This is a genomic window from Kitasatospora sp. NPDC094015 (assembly GCF_040304075.1).
GTDB lineage: Bacteria > Actinomycetota > Actinomycetes > Streptomycetales > Streptomycetaceae > Kitasatospora.
The window spans coordinates 1-20,505 of sequence record NZ_JBEOUL010000041.1 but is presented as its reverse complement, the minus strand read 5'-3'; the positions used below and the strand labels follow the sequence as shown (position 1 = coordinate 20,505).

Below are 20,505 nucleotides of genomic sequence, written 5' to 3'. Positions count from 1 at the left end.
GGCGTTGTTGCTGCTGCTCTCCGTCGTCGGTCCTGGCGGTGCTGGCGGCGCCCGCGTGCGAGGCCGTGCCGGACGTCGACCGAGTGCCGGCCGGGCGCCGGGCCCGGTACCGGCGTGGCGACCACCGGCCGGAGCGGGTCAGCCCAGTCGGCTCCGGGCGCCACCGGGGCGCAGCTGCCCACGGCGGGTGCGGGCCGGCCCGCTCGGGCGCCGGTCCGGCCGCCGGGCGGGCTCGCGCTGCGCGCGGGCACCGAGCGCGGTCCGCATCGCGCGGACGGCCAGCAGCATGGCCACGGCGGCGAGTTCGGGCGACTCCAGGATGCCGCGCGCGGCCGCGGCGGCCTGGCAGGGCGCGCACCACACGGTGCTGGCCCGGGTACCGTCCGGGTGCACCAGGCCGTCCGGCGGCAGGTAGCGGCCTGCGCAGGCCTGGCAGACGAAGACGAGCCTCATCCGTGGATCACTCCTGCTCCGCCGCACCGGCCGCACGGCGACCAGTACCGGTGCTCCCGGTGGACCTGCTGGCCGTTGGCGTCGGTCTCCACCGTGTGCTGCACCTTCTCGGTCCCCCGGGCGTTCGCGCAGCCGGGGCAGATCTGTGGTTCGGACATGCTGTTACCTCCTGGGCACCGACAGTAGCGCCCGGGGCGGGTGGGGCGGGCGGGATCCGGTGAGGATCAGCCGGACGGGGACGGGTCGGGCCGGCCGGCGTGCGGCGTCACGGGCTCGGGTAGTGGGTGACCTCGATCAACCGGCAGGTCGGCAGGCCCGTGAGTGCAGCGGCGCCGTGGGCCTGCTGCGTCGACACCTGCCCCGCGGCCAGCCCCGTGACGGTGACGGCGCCCTCGCCCGCGGAGACGCCGGCGGCGGTCAGGAACTCGACCCGGACCGAGTAATTGACCTTCACCGCAGCGTGGTTGGTGATCGTCAGCTCGGCGGACGGCAGGTGCTGGGCGGGATCGGTGGTGCAGGCGGTGATCTCGACGTCGCTCGGCTCGGCGGTGCGGGTGGCACCGGTGCTCGAGCGGGTGGCGGTGGGCGTGGGGCTGGTGCTGCGGGTGGTCGGCGTCGGTGCGGCGGCCGGGGTGCCGGTGCTCGTGGCGCCGCCCGGGCTGGTGCCGGTGGCCGAGGAACCGCAGGCGGCGAGGCCGAGCACGGCGGTGACGGCAGCGGTGGTCAGGAAGGCGGCACGCGTGCGCAAGAGTCCCCCAGGACATCGGAGATGAGGTGGGGGACGCTACCCCTGCCCGCCCGGCGCCGCGCCGCACGTGACCGCCCCGTGACTCCGGGGTGACCGGATCGGCGCCGCCCGTCCGGCTTGTCGGAGGGGCCGCTTAGCCTGCTGCGCGAGCGGTACCGGGAGTGCCGGGGCAGTGGCGAGGGAGCGTGTGGGGATGAGCGTGGACTTCTTCTGGCGACGGGTGACAGGTCGGTCGTTGGACGAGCTGACTCCGGGGGAACTGCTGGCGTTGGTGCCGCACTGGTTCGACGCCGAGTTCCCGTCGCTTCGTGCGGCCGGCACGGTGATGGCCGTGGAACGCCACGGCGATCTGATGCACTTCGCCCTGCTGGAAGGGGGCGTGGCCGCGGTTCCCGGTGCCCGGATCCGTGCTGCTCAGCTGCCGGTTCTCGGAGGCGAGCGCCGCACCGGCGGTGAGGAAGTCTCCGAGCACGGGTTCGTCTTCGAGAGGGAGCTGCGGGTGCTCCGTCCCGAGGAGGTACGGGACGCGTCGGCCTTCCTTCAGCAGCTCTCGGTCGACGAGGTGGTCACGGACCTGGATGCCGAACTGGCGGAGGAGGTCGACTCCCTGGGCTTCGCCACACCGTGGAGCCAGGCATGGGCGGCATCGCTGATCGCCGACCTGGAAGCGCTGAAGACGTTCTTCGCCGCGGCCGCAACTGCGGGCGACGCGATGGTCAAGTTCGAATCGGAGTGAGCCGGCCACCGGTCGGGCCGGGTCGGGCGGGAACGTCACCTGCTGGGCGGGGTCGTTCACGGAGAGGAGTTCGCAGCCGTGCAGGAGCCGGTCAGCGCCGGATCATCGACATCAGTTGGCGGTGGGTCTCGGCATCGGCGGCCACCACGAGGCCGCGGCCCGCAGGGCCGATCGGCTCGCCGTCGATCCCGGTGACGGTGCAGCCGGCCGCCCGGCACAGGGCGATGCCCGCGGCGAAGTGGACGCTCCCCGACAGGTCGCCGCCGTCGGTGACGTAGGCGGCCCGCTTGCCGGCGGCGACCCAGGCCAGCGCCAGCGTCGTGGACACCACCCGGGGGCGGAACCGGGCCACGAAGTCGGGGTGCGCCAGCAGGTCGACGGCCCGGAAGCCGGGTGCGCCGGGGAAGGGCGGGTCGAGGTTGACGTCGACCAGCCCGGTGCCGCCCGTGGGGACGAGCGGTTCCCGGTCCTCGCCCCGCTGCACCCAGGCGTGCGTGCCGTCGGTGACGAAAACCTCGCCGGCCTCGCCGCCGAACGGATCGGCCACCGCCGCCGCGCCACCGTGCAGCGCCACGTTGACGGCCACCAGCCGGCTGCCGACCGCGTAGTTCAGCGTCCCGCACAACGGGTCGACCAGCCACCGGCGTTCGGCCCCTACCGCGCCTTGCCGTCCGCCCTCCTCACCCAGGACGGCATCCCCGGGCCGGGCGGCCCGGAGCACCTCGAGGATGGCCCGCTCGGCCGCCAGGTCCGCGGTGGTGGCGAAGTCCCCGCCCCCCTTGTCGACCCGCTCCAACCGCCGCCCGAACAGCTCACGCACCACATCCGCACCGGCTCGCGCAGCCGCGACCGCGACACCGGCATCATCGAGCCCCGCCCACGAGTTGATCACCCCCGGAGGCTACCGCCCGCCCGACCCGACGCCCCCGGCGAGGCGGCGCCTTGTTGCCCCGAAGGCTCAGCCCGCCTGGTACTCCCAGACCTTGATCCCTTTGGAGCGCCACGGCTCGGGGATCTCGTCGGCCCCCGACAGGTGTTGCATCCAGTCGAGCTGACCGGCGAAGTAGTCCCAGTACGGCGTCCCGCCGTCCAGCCCCTTGTCGAAGGTCAGGATGGGGCCGTCGGTCCCGCGTTTGCCGTGCCCGTAGAGCATCACGCGGATCGCATCGTCGATCCGCTCCATCGCGAAGCTGCACGGGAAGTCGTACAGGTAGATGCGGAGGTCGCCGCCGTCCCGCGCCGCGGTCCGGGCGAGCGGCCGGAGCACCTCCCGCTCGTACCGGGCCGGGTCCTCCATCGCGGCCTCGGCCGGCTCCAGACGGTAGCGGTCGCGGCGGGACTGGCCGTACGGGTCCATGATGAAGATCCTGATGGGGACCTCATGGCTCTTCGCGATGAAGACCGGCAGCATGTCGTCGCTGCTGTAGAAGTTGCGGGTCAGGCCGAACATGGTGATCTGCTCGCGGGCGGCGCTCAGGCGGCCTACCAGGTCGGACTTGGACTCGATGTTGGTGAGCGGGAAGAGGTCGACAAGACCGGCCTGCTCCAGGTGTCCCGGCATGGCCCCACTGTAGTCAGGGCCGAATCCCGGACGGTCCGGTCCCGTACACCCGGCACAGGTAATTGAGCTGACGATCCGTCGGGCAATTTCAGCCGGGCTCCCGGGTCAGCCGGTGGCTGTGTCGTCGCCGCGGGGGCATCCGGCCGGGCTCGGCCCCTCCAGGTCTCAGCGAACCACCGGAGCGCCCGCTCGCCAGTCGGTGAGCCGCTTGCGGATGCTGGCCACCATCGGCAGGTCGTCGGTCTGCTCCGGCGTGAACCACGCGACCTCCGTGGACTCGTCGGACACCGCGATGCGGCCGCCGACCGGCCGGCCGAGCAGGCAGATGGAGAACTCCTGGCGGACCTCGCCGTCGTCGTAGGCGAAGACGTGGCCGGGGCTGGTGTACGTTCCGACGATGCCGGTGATGTCCACCTGGATGCCCGTCTCCTCCAGCGTCTCGCGGACTCCGCAGTCGGCCAGGGACTCGCCGATCTCCATCTTCCCGCCGGGCAGCGCCCACATCCCGTTGTCCGTCCGCCGCTGGAGCAGGACCCGGCCGTCGTCGCCGACCACCACCACGGACGCTGCGGGTACCAGGCTGTTGGCCTTCGGGGCGTTCGGATCGTCCTCGTAGTCACGCCTCGGCATGCTGTACCTCCATCGTCCAGACGTCGCGGCCCTTGCCCCACAGATCCTCCACGTGCCCGGCGAACCTGTCGAACATGCCGTCGTCCTGGGCTCGGCGCAGATGCATCATCGGGGCGTCGTGGCCGATCCGGCCGGGGAGGAGCGGCGTGACGATCATGTCCTGGTCGAAGCAGAACACGGACAGGGAGACGTGTCCGGTCTCGTAGCGGGCTTCGACGGTCGTGTCCCTGAGCTTGGCCAGCTCCGACAGCGTCACCTCGATGCGGGTCGACAGCGTGAGCGGGACGTCCTCCTCGATCTCGCGCCGGCGGGTGATCGGACTCGCCGGGTCACCGAGGACGAATCGGATCCGGCAGCCCGCGTCGGCCTTCCGCCGCAGCAGCGCGCCGAGGTTGGCGTGTTCGAGCCACAGGAAGTAGTTGGTGTAGCCGGCGAAGGAGATCTCACGTTCGGCCTTCGAGATCAGCTGGCGCCACAGGGAGGCCGGGGCGGCCGACCGGTAGGGGTAGACCTGGACGATCTCCCGGTCGGGCCCGGTCTTGACCATCGTCCGCACGGTCGGCCACAAGGCCGCCTCCTCCACGGCGAGCACCCGGCTCGCGGCCGATCGGTGGCGGGCGTGCGGGAGGCGGGTCGGGTCGGCGACCCAGCGGCCGACGGTCTTGGGGTCCACCCCGCAGGCCCGTGCGAGCTGGGACTCCGTCATGTTCGCACGGGCCAGCGCCTGCCTGAGGGCGTCGTTCATGAGGGCACCTCTCGGATCCGCGGGGACGAGTCAAGGTGTACCAGCGGGACGTCTCAAACGTCCTCGAAACGGCGTGGGACGTCCTGGCGTTACGACCGACGATCAGGGTGTGACTGAGACTCGGCCTGATGGTCTGATCCCGATCTCCGAGATCGTGGACGCGTGCGCGAAGTGCGGCTCCATCGCTCCTCCACTCCATCCCGGGCCCGTGAACCGGATCGCGCCGGGCGTCGTGCGCGACACCCTGCTGTGCACCGGTCACCTGGAGCTGGACCGGTGAGCGAGGCCGGTCGTTACGAGGTGATCCAGTTGCCGGCCGACGGCAGGGGTCGCGAGCTGTGGGCGGTGCTGGACCGGGTGGCCGGGCTGTGGGCGGAGAGCGAGGAGGGCGAGGTGCTGACCTTCGGGATCCGGGAGACCGCGCAGGGCCATGCGGCGCGGTTGCGGTACCTCGGTGAGACGGCGGTGCTCGGTGCCTGAGCCGCAGCCGGAGGACTCCGGGTACTGCGTGGTCTGCGGTGGGTACGGTCGGGGGCGCTTCGTGCAGGTGCTGAACAGCCACTCGGACTCGATCCGCGAGCACCGGGGGTGTCCGGGGCCCGCGGCTGCTCGTGAATCGGACGTGCGGGGCGGGGCCGAGTAACGGCCGGAGCCGAGTCGGGTGGGCGCCTGGGGCGGCCGGTGACTCGGCTCCGGGGGGTGGGTGCTGCGTTACGGCTTGGGCTGCTGCTGGGTGATGCAGTGGATGCCGCCGCCGTTGGCGAAGATCTCGCGGGCGTCGACCAGTTCGATCACGCGGCCCGGGTAGGCCTTGCCGAGGATGGCGGCGGCCTCCTGGTCGCGGGGGTCGTCGAAGGCGCACAGGACGACCACGCCGTTGCCGACGTAGTGGTTGATGTAGGAGTAGTCGACCGGCTCGTCGTCCTCGTCGGTCAGGACGGTGGGCGCCGGGAGTTCGATGACCTCCAGGGTGCGGCCCCGGGCGTCGGTGGCGCCGCGCAGGCCGTCCACGATCTGCCGGCAGACCTCGTGGTCCGGGTGGGCGGGGTCGGGCTGGACGTGGGCGACCACGACGCCGGGCCGGACGAAGGAGGCGACGATGTCGATGTGGCCGCGGGTGCCGAACTCGTCGTAGTCGCGGGTGAGTCCGCGCGGCACCCAGATGGCCTTGGTGGTGCCGAGGTGGGCGTGCAGCTCGGCCTCGACCTCCTCGCGGGTCCAGTCGGAGTTGCGGCCCTCGCCGAGCTGGACGGTGTCGGTGACGAGCACGGTGCCCTCGCCGTCGACGTGGATGCCGCCGCCCTCGTTGATCAGGCGGGAGGCGAAGCGCTGCACCCCGGTCAGCTCGCTGATGTGCTCGGCGATGTGCTGGTCGTTGTCCCAGCGGGCCCAGGACTGCGCGCCCCAGCCGTTGAAGATCCAGTCGGCGGCGGCCAGCGAGCCCTTGCCGTCGATCAGGAAGGTGGGCCCGATGTCCCGCATCCAGGCGTCGTCCAGCGGCCGTTCGACGATCTCGACCTCGGCCGCGACGTACTCCCGGGCCGCCGCGCTCTCGCCGGTGTTGACGATCAGGGTGACCGGCTCGTACCGGACGATGGTGTTGGCGACCTCGGCCCAGGCCTGCCGGGCGCTGTGCAGGTGGTCGGCGTTGTCGAAGGTCTGGTTGTCGGTGGGGAAGGCCATCCAGGTGCGGTCGTGCGGGTGCCATTCGGCGGGCATCCGGTAGCCGAGCGAGGCGGGAGTGGTCATGGGAAGCAGGTCCTAAGAGGTGGGGGAGGGGTTCAGAGGAAGTACAGGCGGCTGAGCGAGACGCTGTCGGCCGGCTCGGACCGCAGCGGGGAGCCGTCCAGCGAGACCAGGCCGGTGTCGGCCTCGACCTGGACGTGGCCGATCCGGTCGTTGCGGATCATGTTGCGCGGTCCGATGCCGCGGGTGTTCCGCACCCCCACTCGCCTTCTGCGGGTGGGGAGTTGGTCGGCGGCGACGTCCAGGTACGAGCCGTCGGCGGCGGCCTGGGCGACGAAGGCGACCGAGATGTCGGCGGCGGTGGCGCCGTGGGCGCCGAACTGCGGACCGAGGACGAGGGGTTCGCAGCGGTCGGTGGAGGCGTTGGGGTCGCCGACCACGCCGTAGGCGGGGAAGCCCGCCTTGAGGATGAGCTGCGGTTTGGCACCGAAGTGGTCGGCCCGCCAGAGCACGATGTCCGCGAGCTTGCCCACCTCGAGGGAGCCGACCTCGTGGGCGAGGCCGTGGGCGATGGCGGGGTTGATGGTGAGCTTGGCGATGTAGCGCAGCACGCGCTCGTTGTCGTCGCCGCCCTCGGTGGTCCCGAACCCGCCGTCGAGGGGCCCGAGTTCGGTCTTCATCTTGCCGGCCATGGCGAAGGTGCGGCGGACGGTCTCGCCGGCGCGACCCATGCCCTGGGCGTCGGAGGAGGTGATCCCGATGACGCCGAGGTCGTGCAGCACGTCCTCGGCGCCCATGGTGCCGGCGCGGATGCGGTCGCGGGCCATGGCGGCGTCGCCGGGCAGGTCGACCTTGAGGTCGTGGGCCGAGACGATCATGCCGAAGTGCTCGCCGAGGGCGTCGCGCCCGAACGGCAGGGTGGGGTTGGTGGAGGAGCCGATGACGTTCTCGACCCCGGCCATCTTCAGCACGTTGGGGACGTGCCCGCCGCCGCAGCCCTCGATGTGGAAGGCGTGGATGGTGCGGCCCTCCAGCACGGCGAGGGTGTCCTCGACGGACAGGCACTCGTTGAGGCCGTCGGTGTGCAGGGCGACCTGGACGTCGTACTCCTCGGCCACCCGCAGCGCGGTGTCCAGCGCCCGGGTGTGTGCACCCATGTCCTCGTGCACCTTGAAACCGGAGGCGCCGCCCTCGGCCAGCGCCTCGATCAGCGGCGCCGGGTCGGAGGAGGAACCGCGGCCCAGGAAGCCGATGTTGACCGGCCAGGCGTCGAAGGCGTTGAAGGCGTGGCGCAGCGCCCAGGGCGAGTTGACGCCGACGCCCCAGACCGGTCCGAACTCCTGGCCGATGATGGTGGTGACGCCGGAGGCGAGCGAGGCCTCCATGATCCGCGGGGAGAGCAGGTGGACGTGGGTGTCGACGGCGCCCGCGGTGGCGATCATGCCCTCGCCGGAGACGATGGTGGTGCCGGTGGAGACCACCACGTCGACGCCGTCCATGGTGTCCGGGTTGCCGGCCCGGCCGGTCGAGACGATCCGGCCGTCGCGGATGCCGATCGAGGTCTTGCGGATGCCGAGGACGGCGTCGATCACCACCACGTTGCTGATCACCACGTCGCAGGTCTCGCGCACGGCGGTCGCCTTGAGGTGCAGCCCGTCGCGGGCGGTCTTGCCGAAGCCGGCCAGGAACTCGTTGCCGGGCTCCTGGGAGTCCGACTCCACCCGGATGATCAGCCCGGAGTCGCCGAGCCGGATCCGGTCGCCGGTGCGGGCACCGTGCACGGCGATGTAGTCGTGGGGGGTGATGGCACTCATGCGCCGACCTCCGGGGTGTGGGACGCGGGGCGGACGAGGGCGGGGCGCGCGGTCACGACTCGACCTCCGACTCGTCGAAGTTGACCAGGTAGCCGGTCGCGCGGGCCTTCTCCAGCGCCGCCTCCTTGGCCCCGGGCGCGTCCAGCGGCCCGTCCACCAGGCCGGCGAACCCGATCGCGACCCGGGCGCCGCCGATCGGGACCAGCCCGACCTCGACGGTGGCGCCGGGGTCGAAGCGGACCGAGGAGCCGGCGGGGACGGCGAGGTGGGTGCCGTAGGCGGCGGCCCGGTCGAACGCGAGCCGCGGGTTGACCTCGAAGAAGTGGAAGTGCGAGGTCACCGAGATCGGCACCTCGGAGGTGTTGTGCACGGGCACCAGCACGGTCTCCTCGACCGGGTCGTAGCCCGCGCCGGAGCCGATCAGTGCGGCGCCGGGTGCCTCCTCGCCGAGCGAGCCCCGCCCCTGGAACGGGTCGTTCACCACGGCGAGCCGGGTGCCGTCGTCGAACACCGCCTCCACCTGGATCACGGTGACCACGTCCGGCACGCCGGGCAGCACGTCCTCGGCGCCGAGCACCGTGCGGCCGGCCTCGATCGCCTCGGCCAGGCGACGGCCGTCGCGGGCCGCCTCGCAGACGGTGTCCGCGATCAGGGCGGTGGCCTCGGGCACGTTCAGCTTCACGCCGCGGGCGCGGCGGGCGCGGGCCAGTTCGGCCGCTGTGAAGATCAGCAGCCGGTCCCGTTCGGTGGGGGTCAGTCGCACGGTTCCTCGCTCGCGGGTGCCGGTGGATGGATCAGGTTAGAACGACGTTCAAACATCCGGGGCCCATTGAACCCGGGCCCGGGCGTCATGTCCAGCGTTGCTCCTGGCGGACCGCTGCGCGTGCCGGGCGCGCCGCCGGGGCCTCATCTCGCGCCGATTTCCCGCCGGCGGGCCATCGGCCCGGTGGCGGACGGTGGTGGGTGGTGGCGGACGGTGGTGAGCCGTAGTGAGCCGTAGTGGGCCGTGCTGGTGACGGCGAGGGCGCGGCCCGTCCCGCGGGGCGGGCCGTACGCCGGGGTGCAGGCCGGGGTGCGGGCGGTGCCGCGGGGGTGCCCGGAGGATCACGCGCCGGGTATCCCGGAGTGCGCCGAGCGCGCCGCCGAGGAGATGCGCTTCCAGGACGCGGGCCCGGCGGGCGGCAGGCGTCCCGTGCGCCGGGTGGATGCCGCGTGCGCCGGTCGATCCTTCGTGCGACCGTAGAACTGACCGATCGTCATACTCCTTACGGGCCCTGCCTGCTCGGGACCGAACAGGTCATCGACGCCGCAAACCTCGACCCGCGCACCGGATGGATCACTTGAGCGCCCCTGAGCCCCGCTTCACCCCAGGTGGCCGGGGATGCACTGTTGCCATGCCCCGCGAGTGGGAAGGAGGATGGTCAGCACGCGGACGTCGCCGCCGGGGGACTCGGCGCGGCCGCCGGAAGAAGGGCGGGGGCGTACGTGATGGACGGACAGGCAAGGTTTCCGCGGCAGCGCTCGGCCGGCGGCCCGGCCTCCCACTACAGCAGGCTTCCCGCGGGCACCGGCCCGGCGCAGTACGGGGGGCCGCCACGCGGTGGCGCGCCGGCTCCGCAGCCCGGCCCCTCGGGGGATGCCCTCGACCCCCCGCCGGCCGACCACCTGGCGGACCACGCGCCCGGGCCCCCGGCCGGGCTCCCGACCGGCCCCCCGGCCCAGCGGCCCGCCGGGCCCGATACCCGGCGCCGCGTCCCGACGCCGGTCGAGCGGACGGTCGACCAGGTGATCGACCGGACGTTCGAGCAGGCGGCCGGGCACACCGTCGAGCAGACGGTCGAGCAGGCGGTCGAGAGGCCGGTCGAGCACGAGACCGGGCAGGCGGCCGGCCCCGCCGGCAGCCGGCCGGCCGGGCACCCCGGCGACCCGGCCCACGACGACGAGCGCACGGTGCACCACCGGCTGCACGCTGCGTTCGCGCCGGCCGACCTGGGCGCCGTCGGGGCGGTCCGGCACCGGCTGCGCGCGGCACTGAGCCGCTGGGGCGTGCCCGAGCTGGCCGACACCGCCGAGCTGCTCACCTCGGAGCTGGTCACCAATGCCCTGGTGCACACCGGCAAGGGTGCAGTGCTGGACGCGGTGCTCACCGCGGAGCAGCGCCTGCGGATCGAGGTGCTGGACGGCACCACCAGGCTGCCCGGGCGCCGCCCGCCGACCGAGTGGGCCACCTCGGGGCGCGGTCTGCTGCTGGTCGAGGCGCTGGCCGACGACTGGGGCGTGCAGCTGCGCGGGGACGGCAAGGTCACCTGGTTCGAGCTCGGCACGGCCTGACCGGCGGCCCGACCACTCGACGGCTCCGGTAGGCCCGGCCCCGTCCCTCCGGGCGTGAGCGATCCGGGCCCGACCGGCGGCGCGCTTCGACCGCCGCGGGCGTGGGCGGACGGCCGCGGCACGCCGGGAACTCACTCGGATCGTCCACGATTGTCCCCCGGATGGTTCGTCGGCATTGCCGCCTTGCCGAACATACGAGAGGCTGGTGAGAATGTGTGTCCGGTGCGGCGGGGAGAATGGAGCCTCGACCGGTCACTCGAGACACATCAGTCCCACGGCAGGCACACCAGTCCCACGTCTGTCCTACAGAACCCACGGCTAACGCAGTCCGACCGGACCGCATGCCCCGGCAGCGGCAGGAGAAGCATGGCCACAGAGCCCGAGGCGCCTGGGCCGGTACGCCGTGTCCCGCCGGCCCAGGCCACCAGGAGCATCGCCGCGGCCCAGCCGCTGCGCACCGCCCCCGGCGTCGCCCAGGCCCGACTGGGAACAGCGGTGTCCCGGGGCCTGCCCACCCGTACCGGGGACTCCACGCCGGACTGGCTGGAGCCGGCCATGGCGGCCAACGGCATCGGCTCGTTCGACTGGGACATCCGGCACGACGTGCTGGAGGCCGACCCGCGGGCGTGCGCGATCCTGGGCCTGGCCCCCGACCGGATCGACCGCAGCGCCGCCGCCTTCCTCGCGATGCTGCACCCGGAGGACGCGCCGGTGGTCCGCCGCCGGGTGGAGCGGGCCGTCACCGAGCTCGGCCAGTGCGGCGCCTACTACCGCACCCTCTTCCCCAGCGGCGAGCTGCACGCCGTCCGGTTCCGCGGCCGGGTGCTCGCGGACGCCTTCGGCCGCCCGTCCCGGATGGTCGGCTTCGTCTGGGACGCCACCGTCGAGCTGAACAAGCGCGAGCGGGCCGGCGAGCTGGCCGCGCTGCGCGAGGAGCGCTCGCGCTTCATCAAGGAGGCCGCCCGGGCGCTCGCCGAGGCGGTCACCGTCCGTGACGTGGCCAGGGTCTTCACCGAGCTGCCGCTGCCCGGCCTCCCGCCGGACGGTCTGGTGCTGGCCGCGATGGAGGCCGGCCGGCTGGCCATCCTGGGCGCCAGCGGCTACCGGGACGAGGACGTCGCGCTGCACGACCGCTCGCCGCTCGCCCCCGCGCACCCGATCGCCGAGGCCGTCCGCAACCGCGCACCGGTCTTCATCGCCAGCGGCGCCGAGTACCAGGAGCGCTACCCGGACGCCTGGGAGTGGGCGCGCGGCACCGGCCGCAGTGCCTGGGTCTTCCTGCCGCTGGTGGCCAGCGGCCGGGCGATCGGGGTCTGCGTGGTCAGCTTCGACGACGACCGCGAGCTGGACACCGACGAGCGGACCCTGCTCTCCACCCTGGGCGGCCTGGTCGCCCAGTCGCTCGCCCGGGCCCGGCTGCACGACGCCGAGCACGAGCTCGCCGCCGGCCTGCAGCGGGTGATGCTGCCGCGCACCGTCCCGGCCGTCCCCGGGGTCACCACGGCCGTGCGGTACCTGGCGGCCGGCTCCGGCCTGCAGATCGGCGGCGACTGGTACGACGTGGTCCCGCTGCCCGGTGGCCACGTGGGCCTGGTGATCGGCGACGTCCAGGGGCACGACGTGCACGCCGCCGGCATCATGGGCCAGCTGCGGATCGCGCTGCGCGCGTACGCCGCGGAGGGCCACCCGCCCGCCGCGGTGATGGCCCGCGCCTCGCGCTTCCTCGCCGACCTGGACACCGACCACTTCGCCACCTGCACCTACGCCGAGGTCAACGTCGACTACGGCGTGGTCTACGCGGTGCGGGCCGGGCACCTCGACCCGGTGGTGCGCCGGGCGGACGGCTCCGCGCACCTGGTCCCGGTGGCCGGCGGCCTGCCGCTCGGCATCTCGCCGGACGAGGAGTACCGGGTGACCAGGTTCAGCCTGGACCCGGGCGAGACCGTGGTGCTGTGCACCGACGGCCTGGTCGAGGCCCGCGGGATGGACCTGGACACCGGGTTCGAGCGGCTCTGCCGGGCGATCTCCGGCCGGCTGCCGGGCATCGACGAGGCCGCCCGCGAGCCGCTGGAGGACCTGGCCGACCGGATCGCCGCGCAGGCCGCCGACTCCAGCGAGCGCGAGGACGACATAGCGCTGCTGCTGCTCCGCTGGGACGGCCCGGCCGGCGGTCTGGCGGCCCAGCAGCTGCGCCGCCGGATCGGCCAGGCCGACCTGGCCCGGATCGCCGAACTGCGCGGCGAGCTGCGGGACGCGCTGCGCCGCTGGGGCGTGCCGGACCTGATCGACACCGCCGAACTGCTCTCCTCCGAGCTGGTCACCAACGCGATCCGGCACACCGACCGGGACGCGATGTTCACCGCCCGGCTCTACCGGGAGCAGGGCGGCGGCGCCAGGCTGCGGGTCGAGGTGGAGGACGAGTCGGACCTGTGGCCGACCCGCCGCACACCGGGCGAACAGGCCTCCTCCGGCCGCGGTCTGATGCTGGTCGAGGCGCTGGCCGACGGCTGGGGCGTGGAGCCGCGCGGGTCCGGGAAGCGGATGTGGTTCGAGCTGTCGGCGGAGGCCGGCGGGGCGGACCGGCTCCCGGCCTGAGGCTCGGACCACCGGCCCCGGGTCCTACCCGCGCACGGACACGGACACGGACACGGACACGGCCGGCGCCGCGCCAGGGGGGCTGATCGCCACCCCCGTGGCGCGGCGCCGGTGCGACCGGCCCCGGATCAGCCGAACTGCTGCTCCAGGTCCTTCAGTTTCTGCTCCAGCGAGTCCAGCCGGGGGATGGCCATGGTGTCCTCCTCCGGCGTCAGGTCAACGCTGCGCCGGGCCGGCCGGGCGGGCAGCCCGGTCTGCGCCGGGCGCCCTTCGGCCGGGCCGGCCGCGGTGGCCGGCTCCTGGCCCTCGGGCGGGGCTATGGCAGGCTCCGAGCCGGCCTCCAACTGGTGCTCCAACTGCCGCTCCAGCTGCCGGGGCGGCGCCGCGCGCGGACGCCACACCCCGCCGCCGGTCCGGCCGATGGCCCGGATCTCGGCCCGTTCGCGCCGCTGCGCCATCCGCCGCTGCTCGCGGTTGACGGAGGCCTGCCGCTTGTCGTCGCGGACCTCCTCGACCGCCTCGTCCAGCGTGCGGACGCCTTCGAGCAGCATCAACGACCAGGCGGCGTAGGTCTCCAGCGGCGCGCGCAGCCAGCGCACGATCCGGATCTGCGGCAGCGGACGGGGCACCAGGCCCTGCTCGCGCAGCGCCGCCACCCTGGTCTGCTTCAGCGCCCGGTCGAAGAGCACCGCGGCCGACAGCGACATCCCGGCGAAGAACTGCGGCGCTCCGGCGTGGCCGAACCCGCGGGGGGCGTGCACCCAGTTGAACCAGGCCGAGGCACCGGCGAACAGCCAGACCAGCAGCCGGGAGCCGAGCGCCGCGTCACCGTGGCTGGCCTCGCGGACGGCGAGCACCGAGCAGAACATCGCCGCGCCGTCCAGCCCGAACGGCACCAGGTACTCCCAGCCGCCCGAGAGGTTGAGGTTCTGCACCCCGAAGCCGACCAGGCCGTGGAAGGAGAGCGCCGCCGCGACGGCGGCGCAGCAGAACAGCAGCACGTACGAGGCGCCGCCGTACATCGACTCCTTGCGCCGCCGGCGCTCCTCGCTGCGCTCCCAGGAATCCGAGCCGCCGGCCGCCGCGGCCGCGGCGGATCGGGTGCGGGCGACGGCCACCAGGGTGGCGGTGACCACCAGGGCGGCCACCCCGGCGACGGCCCAGCCCAGCGGTATGTCCGACAGTCTCATGACCTGAACCAGCCTCGCTTTCCAGCCTAGTGATGAGCGGGGACCATCATGGCGGAGAAATGCAAGCGGAATTGCTGGTTTGGGGGCAATACACCGGGGAGAGCGAAATTCCGAACGAGAGATCGAAATATCGTCAGATATTCGCTGTGCGGGGACAGCCGAAACAGGCTTCCTCCGGCCGGACCGTGTAGAACAGGCAGCAACCCACCCGGGGGCGGGTGCGCAGCGGCTCGGCGCCGGGGCGCTCCAGCAGCTCGAAGCCGGCCCCACCGACGAACGGCGGCCGGGGCGTTCCGGGCAGCAGGCGGGTGAGGTCGGCGACCGCGCGCTCCTCCTCGCCGAGCAGGCCGGCCAGGTACCAGAGCCCCTCCACCACCTCGTCGGTGGCCAGCCCCCACAGGGTGCGCGGACCGCGCCGGACCAGCGGGCGGAAGGCGGCCAGGACCGGGGTGAGGTGCTCGGCCAGCGCGGCCAGCAGCGCGTCGTCCAGGGCGGCGGCGTCCGGCACCACCTCGGCGTCCGGGCGGCCGGCCAGCGGGTCGTCCGGCAGGCAGCTGAACTCCGCCGGCCGCAGCGCGAGTTCGCCGCCGGTGTGGCGGACCGAGACCCGCCCGACCGGCAGTGCGGGCACCCGGCGCTCCAGGAACCAGGGCAGCGTGAACGCCAGCGCCACCGGCCAGGCGTAGCGGTGCAGGCAGAGCCCGGCGGCCACGTCCGGGCGGGGCGTGACGCCGTGGCGCAGCGCCGTCTCCCGGCTCTGGCGGGCGACCGCTTCGGCGAGCACCCGGGGGTGGTCGACCAGGTCGGCCGAGCGGATCCGGTCGGAGCCCGGCGCCGGATCGCGGACGGCCTCCGGTTGCGGGGCCGAGCAGTGGATCCGCAGGGCCGGGAAGGCGGCGGAGAGTCGGCGGTAGCTCGCCAGCAGGGGGGCTTCGGCATCGGGCGCGGGGGGCCGGAGGTCGGCGCTGCTCGGGGTCACGGTCATCGGTGGCCCATCGGGTCGACCGGAGCGCCCTGGGGTGCCCGGGAACGGCAAGGCGGCGAACCTGGCCGGGGCGCTGCTCACCCCAGCCAGGTAAGGCTCACCTTAGCTGATTCCGTCGGGCACCTGGTCGTCGATGCGTCCGTCCGGGGGAGCGCCCGGCGCGGACAGCGCACGCAACCGGCGCGCGAGCCAGACCGGTACCCCGCCGAGCGCCTGGACCAGCCGGGACGCCTCCGCGCGCAGCCGGACCGCCTCCGCCGGGGCGGACACGTCGGCCAGTGCCGCCAGCGCCGGCGCCACCCCGACCGTGAAGCCGAGCTCCTCGCGCAGCCGCAGCGAGGCCCGGAAGCCCTCCTGGGCCCGCTCGCGGTCGCCCGCGGAGAGCGCCAGCGAGGCCAGGTGCTGCCAGGTGTACGAGCGCAGCAGGTCGTCGCCGTGCTCGGTGGCCCCGTCGTGCGCCCGGCGGTAGGCGATCCAGGCCGCGCCCGGGTCGTGCAGCAGGTTCTCGGCGACCAGTCCGCGCCGGAAGTCCAGCAGCGGCCGGCCGGCCGCGGCCGGCGGCAGCATCGCCGAGGTCCGGCCGAGCGCGGCCTGTGCCTCGTCCAGCCGGTCGCGCGGGCCGAGCACGCTGGCCACGTAGGCGAGGAACCCGCGGGCGCAGGAGGCGGCCGCGCGCTGGGCGGTGCCGTCCACCCGGGCCTCCGCCAGGCGCAGCGCGTCCTCGGCCGGCTCCCAGTGGTCAGCGGTGAACAGGCACTGTTCGATGAGCAGTTCGGCGCGGTTCAGGGCCGCGACGGGGTTCTCCGTGGCGCTGGGCCGGAGCAGTTCGGCGGCCTCCTGCCAGCATCCGCGCGACCGCAGACGCCAGACCGCCTCCGCCGTCCCCCCCAGGGCCGTTCCGTGCTCCGACAACGCCACCTCCTTGTGTGCGCCATCCAGCGAGCGGGACTGCTGTGGCGGCAATTCAACACGGGGGTGAGCTTGTGCACCAGATCACGAGCGCGACTGATTCCGGAATCCGGCAGTCCGTCAGGGAGCGCGAGCGGCCCGGCCCCGCGGCGCTCGCGGGGGCCGGGCCGGGGCTCAGGAGGTCCAGCCGGTCTCCATCAGCGCCTCGGCCGCACCGTTGGCGGCCTGCGGTATGCCGGCCGCGTCCAGGGTGAACAGCGCCACCAGCAGCTGCTCCCCGCGGACCGTCGCCTGCCGCGAGTACCCGGCGGTGGTGAACATCGCGGCGGCCACCTGCTCGGCGTGCAGCGTCTCCAGCCACAGGCACTCGACCGCCTTGACGTCGGCGGCCTCGGCCCAGGTGTCCACCCGGGCCACCAGATGACCGCCCAACAGGGTCACTGCGTCGCGATCCTGACTGTCCGTCAGTTCCAGATCGTCGAAGCCGAGCCACTGCAGGTAGCGGGCCGCGGTGAGCACCGCGTCCTGCGAGGTGTGCACCGGCTGCGGACGGAACGGCGGGCGCAGCAGCCGGTGCCGGTGGCCGCCCGGCGCGCCGGTGGGCTCCACCGGGCCGGAGGGCACCGCCGTGGTGTACGGGCGGGCGCTCGGTGGCCGGCCGCCCTGCGGCGCTCCCGGCGCCGGCGCCCCGGGCAGGCCGGTGCTCTGCAGCCGCGGCGCCCGGTCGACCGGAAGCCGCACCGTGGCACCGCAGTTGCAGGTGAACTCGGGCTGCGGCCACTGGTCGCTGCGCCCGCAGTGCGGGCAGCGCATGCTCAGCCAGGAGTCCTCCCAGGAGCGGAACCGCACCTGCACCGGCACCCCACCACGCAGCAGCGGGACCCGCAGCTGGGCGCCGCACGGGCAGGGCAGGCTGGGCGGCTCGTACAGGTGCTCGCGGCGGCAGGCCGGGCAGCGGATCGCGCTCGCGCCGGACGGCGGGCCGGATCCGAACCGGGCCGGCTCGCTGAAGTCGTCGGGCAGCGGCACTGCGGCCATGGCGGGCACCCCGTTCCGTCGGCTGGGCGGCTACCTCCCCATCCTCGCCCACCCGCGCAGGTGTTGGTACGGAATGTGGCAATCCTCCGGGACAGTTCAGGGGCGGGATCACGCCGTGGTCGCAGACCGCGCGCCGTCGTACGCCCGCCACGGGGGATGCGCGGGCGGCGCCGCCGGTCGGGTCGGGCCGGCGCCGGTCAGGCCGGGGCGCCGGTCCAGCGGGCCAGATCGGCCGGGGTGTCCAGGTCCTCCGGGGTCGCCACGTCGCCGCACTCGACCAGGCGCAGGTCCCCGGGATGCGCGGCGAGCAGCGCCCGAGCGCCGGCATCGCCGACCGCGCCGGCCACCGCCTCGGCGAAGTAGCGCGCGCCGATCAGCACCGGGTGACCGCGCCGGCCCGCGTACCCGGCGGCGGCCAGCTCGGCGCCGTCGGCGTGCGCGGCGAGCAGCCGGGCCACGGCGGCCGGGGTGACGCCCGGGGTGTCCACCAGCAGGACCAGCACCGCGGCGGTGCCGGGCGGCAGCGCGGTCAGGCCGACCCGCAGCGAGGAGCCCATGCCGGATTCCCAGTCGGGATTGTCGACCAGCAGGCAGTCACCGGCGTCGACGCCCGCGCGGACCTCCGCCCGGGCCGCGCCGAGCACCGCCACCGTCCGCTCGCAGCCGCCCGCCCGGGCCACCGCCAGCGCGTGCTCGATCAGCGGCCGCCCCCGGTAGCGGATCAGCGCCTTGGGCCGGCCGCCGAGCCGCCGGCCGCCGCCCGCGGCCAGCACCAGGGCGGTCACCGGGGCGGTCGCCGGGGCCTTCGCCGGCGGGGAAGCCGGCGGGGAAGCCGGGGCCGGGTCGGGCGCGGACGGGCGGGGAGGGGTGTGCCGGTCTGCCATGACCCCCAGTCTGTCCCCGCCGTCCTCGCTGGTCAGCTCGCGGGAGTTGGATGATCGTACGAGGTGGCGGCGCGGGGCGGCCGTGGGGCCCGGCTCTTCCGCCGCTGGATCTTCCGCGCCCGGGCCCCTGTACTGGGCTGATGGCACCACGTACAGAGCACGGGCACGGCGCACCGGACCCGCTGGTCGACCGCTTCGGGCGGGTCCACACCGACCTGCGGGTCTCCCTCACGGACCGCTGCAACCTGCGCTGCACCTACTGCATGCCGGCCGAGGGCCTGAACTGGCTGCCCAAGGCCGAGGTGCTCACCGACGACGAGATCGTCCGGTTGGTCGCGGTCGCGGTCGGCCGGCTCGGCATCCGCAGCATCCGCCTCACCGGCGGCGAACCGCTGCTGCGGCGCGGCCTGCCCGGCCTGATGGCCCGGCTCGCCGCGCTCGGGCCCGACCTGTCGCTGACCACCAACGGCATCGGGCTGGCCCGCACGGCGGCCGAGCTGAAGGCGGCCGGGCTGCGCCGGGTCAACGTCAGCCTCGACACCCTGCGGCCCGAGCGGTACGCGGCGATCACCCGGCGGGACCGGATCGCCGACGTGCTCGCGGGACTGGCCGCGGCCCGGGCGGCCGGGCTGGACCCGGTGAAGATCAACGCCGTCCCGGTCCGCGGGGTCAACGACGACGAGATCCTCGACCTGGTCGAGTTCGCCGCCGGGCACGGCTACCGGATGCGGTTCATCGAGTCGATGCCGCTGGACGCGCAGGGCGCCTGGGACCGGTCCACCATGGTCACCGCCGACGAGATGCTGGAGATCCTCGGCCGCCGCTGGACGCTGGTGCCGGTCGGCCGGCACGGCAACGCCCCCGCGGAGGAGTGGCGGATCGCCGGGACCGACACCGTGATCGGCGTGATCGCCTCGGTCACCCGGCCGTTCTGCGGCGGCTGCGACCGGGTCCGGCTGACCGCCGACGGGCAGCTGCGCAACTGCCTGTTCGCGACCGAGGAGTCCGACCTGCGGGCGCTGCTGCGCGGCGGGGCGGACGACGCAGCGGTCGAATCGGCCTGGCGCAGCACCATCGCCCGCAAGGGGCCGGGGCACGCGATCAACTCGGCCGGCTTCGTCCGCCCCGAGCGGCCGATGTCCGCGATCGGCGGCTGACCGGACGCCACGGCCCGGCCCCGCGCCCGGTCTCGGGGCTCGAGGGCGCGGGCCAGGGGGAGCGGCCGGCGCGTGCCCGCAGGGCGTCCGGTGGCGGCCCGCCGGGCGTGCGACACCGCACGCCCCCGCGGAGCGACTTGACCCGGTATGAGCAGCACTGGTGTTCTGGTGCGCTGTCAGCCTCACACCACCGGGGGAGAACTCCGTGCGCGCCCGCCGTACCGCCCTGTCCGCCGCCACCGCGCTGCTCCTCCCCGCGCTGGCGCTCACCGCCTGCACCGGCCACCCCGGCCCGTCCTCCGGCCCGGCCTCCGGGGGCGGGCGCGGCACCAGCCCGCTGCTCAACCCGGACGGCACCAAGCCCGGCCTCGCCGCGATCACCTCGGACCAGGACCGCAGCGCGGCCCGCACCCTGATCGCCCAGGTCAGGACGGCCGAGCCGGGCCCCAAGACCGGCTACGACCGGGACCAGTTCGGGCCGCCGTGGACGGACAACGTGGACGGCGTCCCGCTCGGCCACAACAGCTGCTCCACCCGCGACGACCTGCTCGGCCGGGACGGCACCAAGGTCGAGCACAAGGACGGCTCCCCCTGCGTGGTCACCGGGATGACCATCTACGACCCGTACACCGGCAAGCTGGTGCAGTTCACCAAGCAGCAGGCGAGCAAGATCCAGATCGACCACGTGATGCCGCTCTCCTACGACTGGCAGCAGGGTGCCTCGGCCTGGGACAAGGCCAAGCGGGTGCAGATAGCCAACGACCCGCTCAACCTGATCCCGGCGGACGGCTCGCAGAACGCCTCCAAGGGCGACTCGGGGCCCGCCACCTGGCTGCCCGTCAACACCGAGATCCGCTGCTCGTACGTGGTGCGGTTCGCCCAGGTCTCGCTGAAGTACCAGCTGCCGGTGACCGCGGCGGACAAGAAGGCCATGCTGGCGCAGTGCGGCGGCTGAGCTTGGGATTTATCCTCGCCAAGCTTGGTGTTCCTTGATCGAATCGGCGCGTTTCACTGTCTTGCCGACGTCGTGGCGGGTGGCCCGG

At 74.1% G+C, this 20,505-nt stretch carries 22 protein-coding genes; 7 read left to right on the top strand and 15 right to left on the bottom strand.

The window, feature by feature from the left end; genetic code table 11:
* Positions 1-138: 138 nt before the first annotated feature.
* The 3 genes from ABT014_RS31065 to ABT014_RS31055 all read right to left on the bottom strand — a co-directional run bounded on the left by ABT014_RS31065 (position 139) and on the right by ABT014_RS31055 (position 1,201).
* Positions 139-453, bottom strand: a complete 315-nt coding sequence (locus ABT014_RS31065) for a hypothetical protein (protein ID WP_350642651.1) — start codon at positions 451-453, stop codon at positions 139-141.
* Entirely contained in the window at positions 450-611 is a 162-nt protein-coding gene (locus ABT014_RS31060; protein WP_350642650.1) for a hypothetical protein, read from the bottom strand. Before ABT014_RS31060 ends, ABT014_RS31065 begins: the two co-directional genes overlap by 4 nt.
* Positions 612-718: 107 nt before the next feature.
* Positions 719-1,201: a hypothetical protein gene (locus ABT014_RS31055; protein WP_350642649.1), complete on the bottom strand. Its 483-nt coding sequence runs from the start codon at positions 1,199-1,201 to the stop codon at positions 719-721.
* A gap of 193 nt (positions 1,202-1,394) precedes the next feature.
* On the opposite strand from ABT014_RS31055, the gene ABT014_RS31050 reads away from it, so the two are divergent.
* Complete coding sequence (locus ABT014_RS31050; protein WP_350642648.1) at positions 1,395-1,937, top strand: DUF1877 family protein; 543 nt, start codon at positions 1,395-1,397, stop codon at positions 1,935-1,937.
* A 91-nt stretch (positions 1,938-2,028) separates the two neighbouring features.
* Here the strand turns inward: ABT014_RS31050 and ABT014_RS31045 are convergent, their stop codons facing one another.
* From ABT014_RS31045 to ABT014_RS31030, 4 genes are all read right to left on the bottom strand, one after another.
* A complete protein-coding gene (locus tag ABT014_RS31045) occupies positions 2,029-2,829 on the bottom strand; it encodes an inositol monophosphatase family protein (RefSeq protein ID WP_350642646.1) in 801 nt (266 codons plus the stop codon).
* A 66-nt stretch (positions 2,830-2,895) separates the two neighbouring features.
* The gene (locus ABT014_RS31040; RefSeq protein ID WP_350642644.1) at positions 2,896-3,498 is read right to left on the bottom strand and encodes a hypothetical protein; all 603 of its coding nucleotides are present in this window, start codon (positions 3,496-3,498) and stop codon (positions 2,896-2,898) included.
* A gap of 165 nt (positions 3,499-3,663) precedes the next feature.
* Positions 3,664-4,128, bottom strand: coding sequence for an NUDIX domain-containing protein (locus ABT014_RS31035; protein ID WP_350642642.1), 465 nt, complete (start codon positions 4,126-4,128; stop codon positions 3,664-3,666).
* Entirely contained in the window at positions 4,115-4,873 is a 759-nt protein-coding gene (locus tag ABT014_RS31030; RefSeq protein ID WP_350642641.1) for a DUF5919 domain-containing protein, read from the bottom strand. Before ABT014_RS31030 ends, ABT014_RS31035 begins: the two co-directional genes overlap by 14 nt.
* Positions 4,874-4,982: 109 nt before the next feature.
* On the opposite strand from ABT014_RS31030, the gene ABT014_RS31025 reads away from it, so the two are divergent.
* The gene (locus ABT014_RS31025) at positions 4,983-5,153 is read left to right on the top strand and encodes a hypothetical protein (RefSeq protein ID WP_350642639.1); all 171 of its coding nucleotides are present in this window, start codon (positions 4,983-4,985) and stop codon (positions 5,151-5,153) included.
* Positions 5,150-5,353, top strand: coding sequence for a hypothetical protein (locus tag ABT014_RS31020; RefSeq protein ID WP_350642637.1), 204 nt, complete (start codon positions 5,150-5,152; stop codon positions 5,351-5,353). The genes ABT014_RS31025 and ABT014_RS31020 overlap by 4 nt, the downstream gene beginning before the upstream one ends.
* A gap of 231 nt (positions 5,354-5,584) precedes the next feature.
* Here ABT014_RS31020 and ABT014_RS31015 read toward each other — a convergent pair whose 3' ends face one another.
* Genes ABT014_RS31015 through ABT014_RS31005 form a run of 3 tightly spaced genes read right to left on the bottom strand, consistent with a single transcriptional unit; the run spans position 5,585 to position 9,136 of the window.
* The gene (locus tag ABT014_RS31015) at positions 5,585-6,622 is read right to left on the bottom strand and encodes an agmatine deiminase family protein (RefSeq protein WP_350642635.1); all 1,038 of its coding nucleotides are present in this window, start codon (positions 6,620-6,622) and stop codon (positions 5,585-5,587) included.
* A 32-nt stretch (positions 6,623-6,654) separates the two neighbouring features.
* Positions 6,655-8,373: an urease subunit alpha gene (locus ABT014_RS31010; protein ID WP_350642633.1), complete on the bottom strand. Its 1,719-nt coding sequence runs from the start codon at positions 8,371-8,373 to the stop codon at positions 6,655-6,657.
* Between the two features lie 52 nt (positions 8,374-8,425).
* Positions 8,426-9,136, bottom strand: a complete 711-nt coding sequence (locus ABT014_RS31005; protein ID WP_350642631.1) for an urease subunit gamma — start codon at positions 9,134-9,136, stop codon at positions 8,426-8,428.
* A 1,022-nt stretch (positions 9,137-10,158) separates the two neighbouring features.
* Between ABT014_RS31005 and ABT014_RS31000 the strand changes: the two genes are divergently transcribed.
* Together ABT014_RS31000 and ABT014_RS30995 are read left to right on the top strand one after the other, a co-directional pair.
* Entirely contained in the window at positions 10,159-10,704 is a 546-nt protein-coding gene (locus ABT014_RS31000; protein WP_350642629.1) for an ATP-binding protein, read from the top strand.
* Between the two features lie 366 nt (positions 10,705-11,070).
* The gene (locus tag ABT014_RS30995) at positions 11,071-13,299 is read left to right on the top strand and encodes a SpoIIE family protein phosphatase (protein WP_350642628.1); all 2,229 of its coding nucleotides are present in this window, start codon (positions 11,071-11,073) and stop codon (positions 13,297-13,299) included.
* 128 nt (positions 13,300-13,427) lie between these two features.
* Here ABT014_RS30995 and ABT014_RS30990 read toward each other — a convergent pair whose 3' ends face one another.
* The 5 genes from ABT014_RS30990 to ABT014_RS30970 form a co-directional block, all read right to left on the bottom strand.
* Positions 13,428-14,489, bottom strand: a complete 1,062-nt coding sequence (locus tag ABT014_RS30990; RefSeq protein WP_350642626.1) for a DUF2637 domain-containing protein — start codon at positions 14,487-14,489, stop codon at positions 13,428-13,430.
* Between the two features lie 133 nt (positions 14,490-14,622).
* Entirely contained in the window at positions 14,623-15,474 is an 852-nt protein-coding gene (locus tag ABT014_RS30985) for an iron-sulfur protein (protein ID WP_350642624.1), read from the bottom strand.
* Positions 15,475-15,576: 102 nt separating this feature from the next.
* Positions 15,577-16,386, bottom strand: a complete 810-nt coding sequence (locus ABT014_RS30980; RefSeq protein ID WP_350642622.1) for a hypothetical protein — start codon at positions 16,384-16,386, stop codon at positions 15,577-15,579.
* Positions 16,387-16,557: 171 nt separating this feature from the next.
* A complete protein-coding gene (locus ABT014_RS30975) occupies positions 16,558-17,421 on the bottom strand; it encodes a hypothetical protein (RefSeq protein ID WP_350642621.1) in 864 nt (287 codons plus the stop codon).
* Between the two features lie 197 nt (positions 17,422-17,618).
* Positions 17,619-18,305: a nucleotidyltransferase family protein gene (locus tag ABT014_RS30970; protein WP_350642619.1), complete on the bottom strand. Its 687-nt coding sequence runs from the start codon at positions 18,303-18,305 to the stop codon at positions 17,619-17,621.
* Positions 18,306-18,445: 140 nt separating this feature from the next.
* Between ABT014_RS30970 and moaA the strand changes: the two genes are divergently transcribed.
* A complete protein-coding gene (gene moaA, locus ABT014_RS30965) occupies positions 18,446-19,462 on the top strand; it encodes a GTP 3',8-cyclase MoaA (RefSeq protein ID WP_350642617.1) in 1,017 nt (338 codons plus the stop codon).
* Positions 19,463-19,667: 205 nt separating this feature from the next.
* Positions 19,668-20,417, top strand: a complete 750-nt coding sequence (locus tag ABT014_RS30960) for an HNH endonuclease family protein (RefSeq protein WP_350642615.1) — start codon at positions 19,668-19,670, stop codon at positions 20,415-20,417.
* The last annotated feature ends 88 nt before the right edge of the window (positions 20,418-20,505 follow it).

Bases quoted from the DNA above. Each gene is read 5' to 3' on its own strand.
- ABT014_RS31065 (WP_350642651.1), bottom strand. From the start codon at position 453: ATGAGGCTCGTCTTCGTCTGCCAGGCCTGCGCAGGCCGCTACCTGCCG.
- ABT014_RS31060 (WP_350642650.1), bottom strand. From the start codon at position 611: ATGTCCGAACCACAGATCTGCCCCGGCTGCGCGAACGCCCGGGGGACC.
- ABT014_RS31050 (WP_350642648.1), top strand. From the start codon at position 1,395: ATGAGCGTGGACTTCTTCTGGCGACGGGTGACAGGTCGGTCGTTGGAC.
- ABT014_RS31040 (WP_350642644.1), bottom strand. From the start codon at position 3,498: ATGCCGGGACACCTGGAGCAGGCCGGTCTTGTCGACCTCTTCCCGCTC.
- ABT014_RS31035 (WP_350642642.1), bottom strand. From the start codon at position 4,128: ATGCCGAGGCGTGACTACGAGGACGATCCGAACGCCCCGAAGGCCAAC.
- ABT014_RS31030 (WP_350642641.1), bottom strand. From the start codon at position 4,873: ATGAACGACGCCCTCAGGCAGGCGCTGGCCCGTGCGAACATGACGGAG.
- ABT014_RS31015 (WP_350642635.1), bottom strand. From the start codon at position 6,622: ATGACCACTCCCGCCTCGCTCGGCTACCGGATGCCCGCCGAATGGCAC.
- ABT014_RS31010 (WP_350642633.1), bottom strand. From the start codon at position 8,373: ATGAGTGCCATCACCCCCCACGACTACATCGCCGTGCACGGTGCCCGC.
- ABT014_RS30995 (WP_350642628.1), top strand. From the start codon at position 11,071: ATGGCCACAGAGCCCGAGGCGCCTGGGCCGGTACGCCGTGTCCCGCCG.
- ABT014_RS30990 (WP_350642626.1), bottom strand. From the start codon at position 14,489: ATGAGACTGTCGGACATACCGCTGGGCTGGGCCGTCGCCGGGGTGGCC.
- ABT014_RS30985 (WP_350642624.1), bottom strand. From the start codon at position 15,474: ATGACCGTGACCCCGAGCAGCGCCGACCTCCGGCCCCCCGCGCCCGAT.
- ABT014_RS30975 (WP_350642621.1), bottom strand. From the start codon at position 17,421: ATGGCCGCAGTGCCGCTGCCCGACGACTTCAGCGAGCCGGCCCGGTTC.
- ABT014_RS30970 (WP_350642619.1), bottom strand. From the start codon at position 18,305: ATGGCAGACCGGCACACCCCTCCCCGCCCGTCCGCGCCCGACCCGGCC.
- moaA (WP_350642617.1), top strand. From the start codon at position 18,446: ATGGCACCACGTACAGAGCACGGGCACGGCGCACCGGACCCGCTGGTC.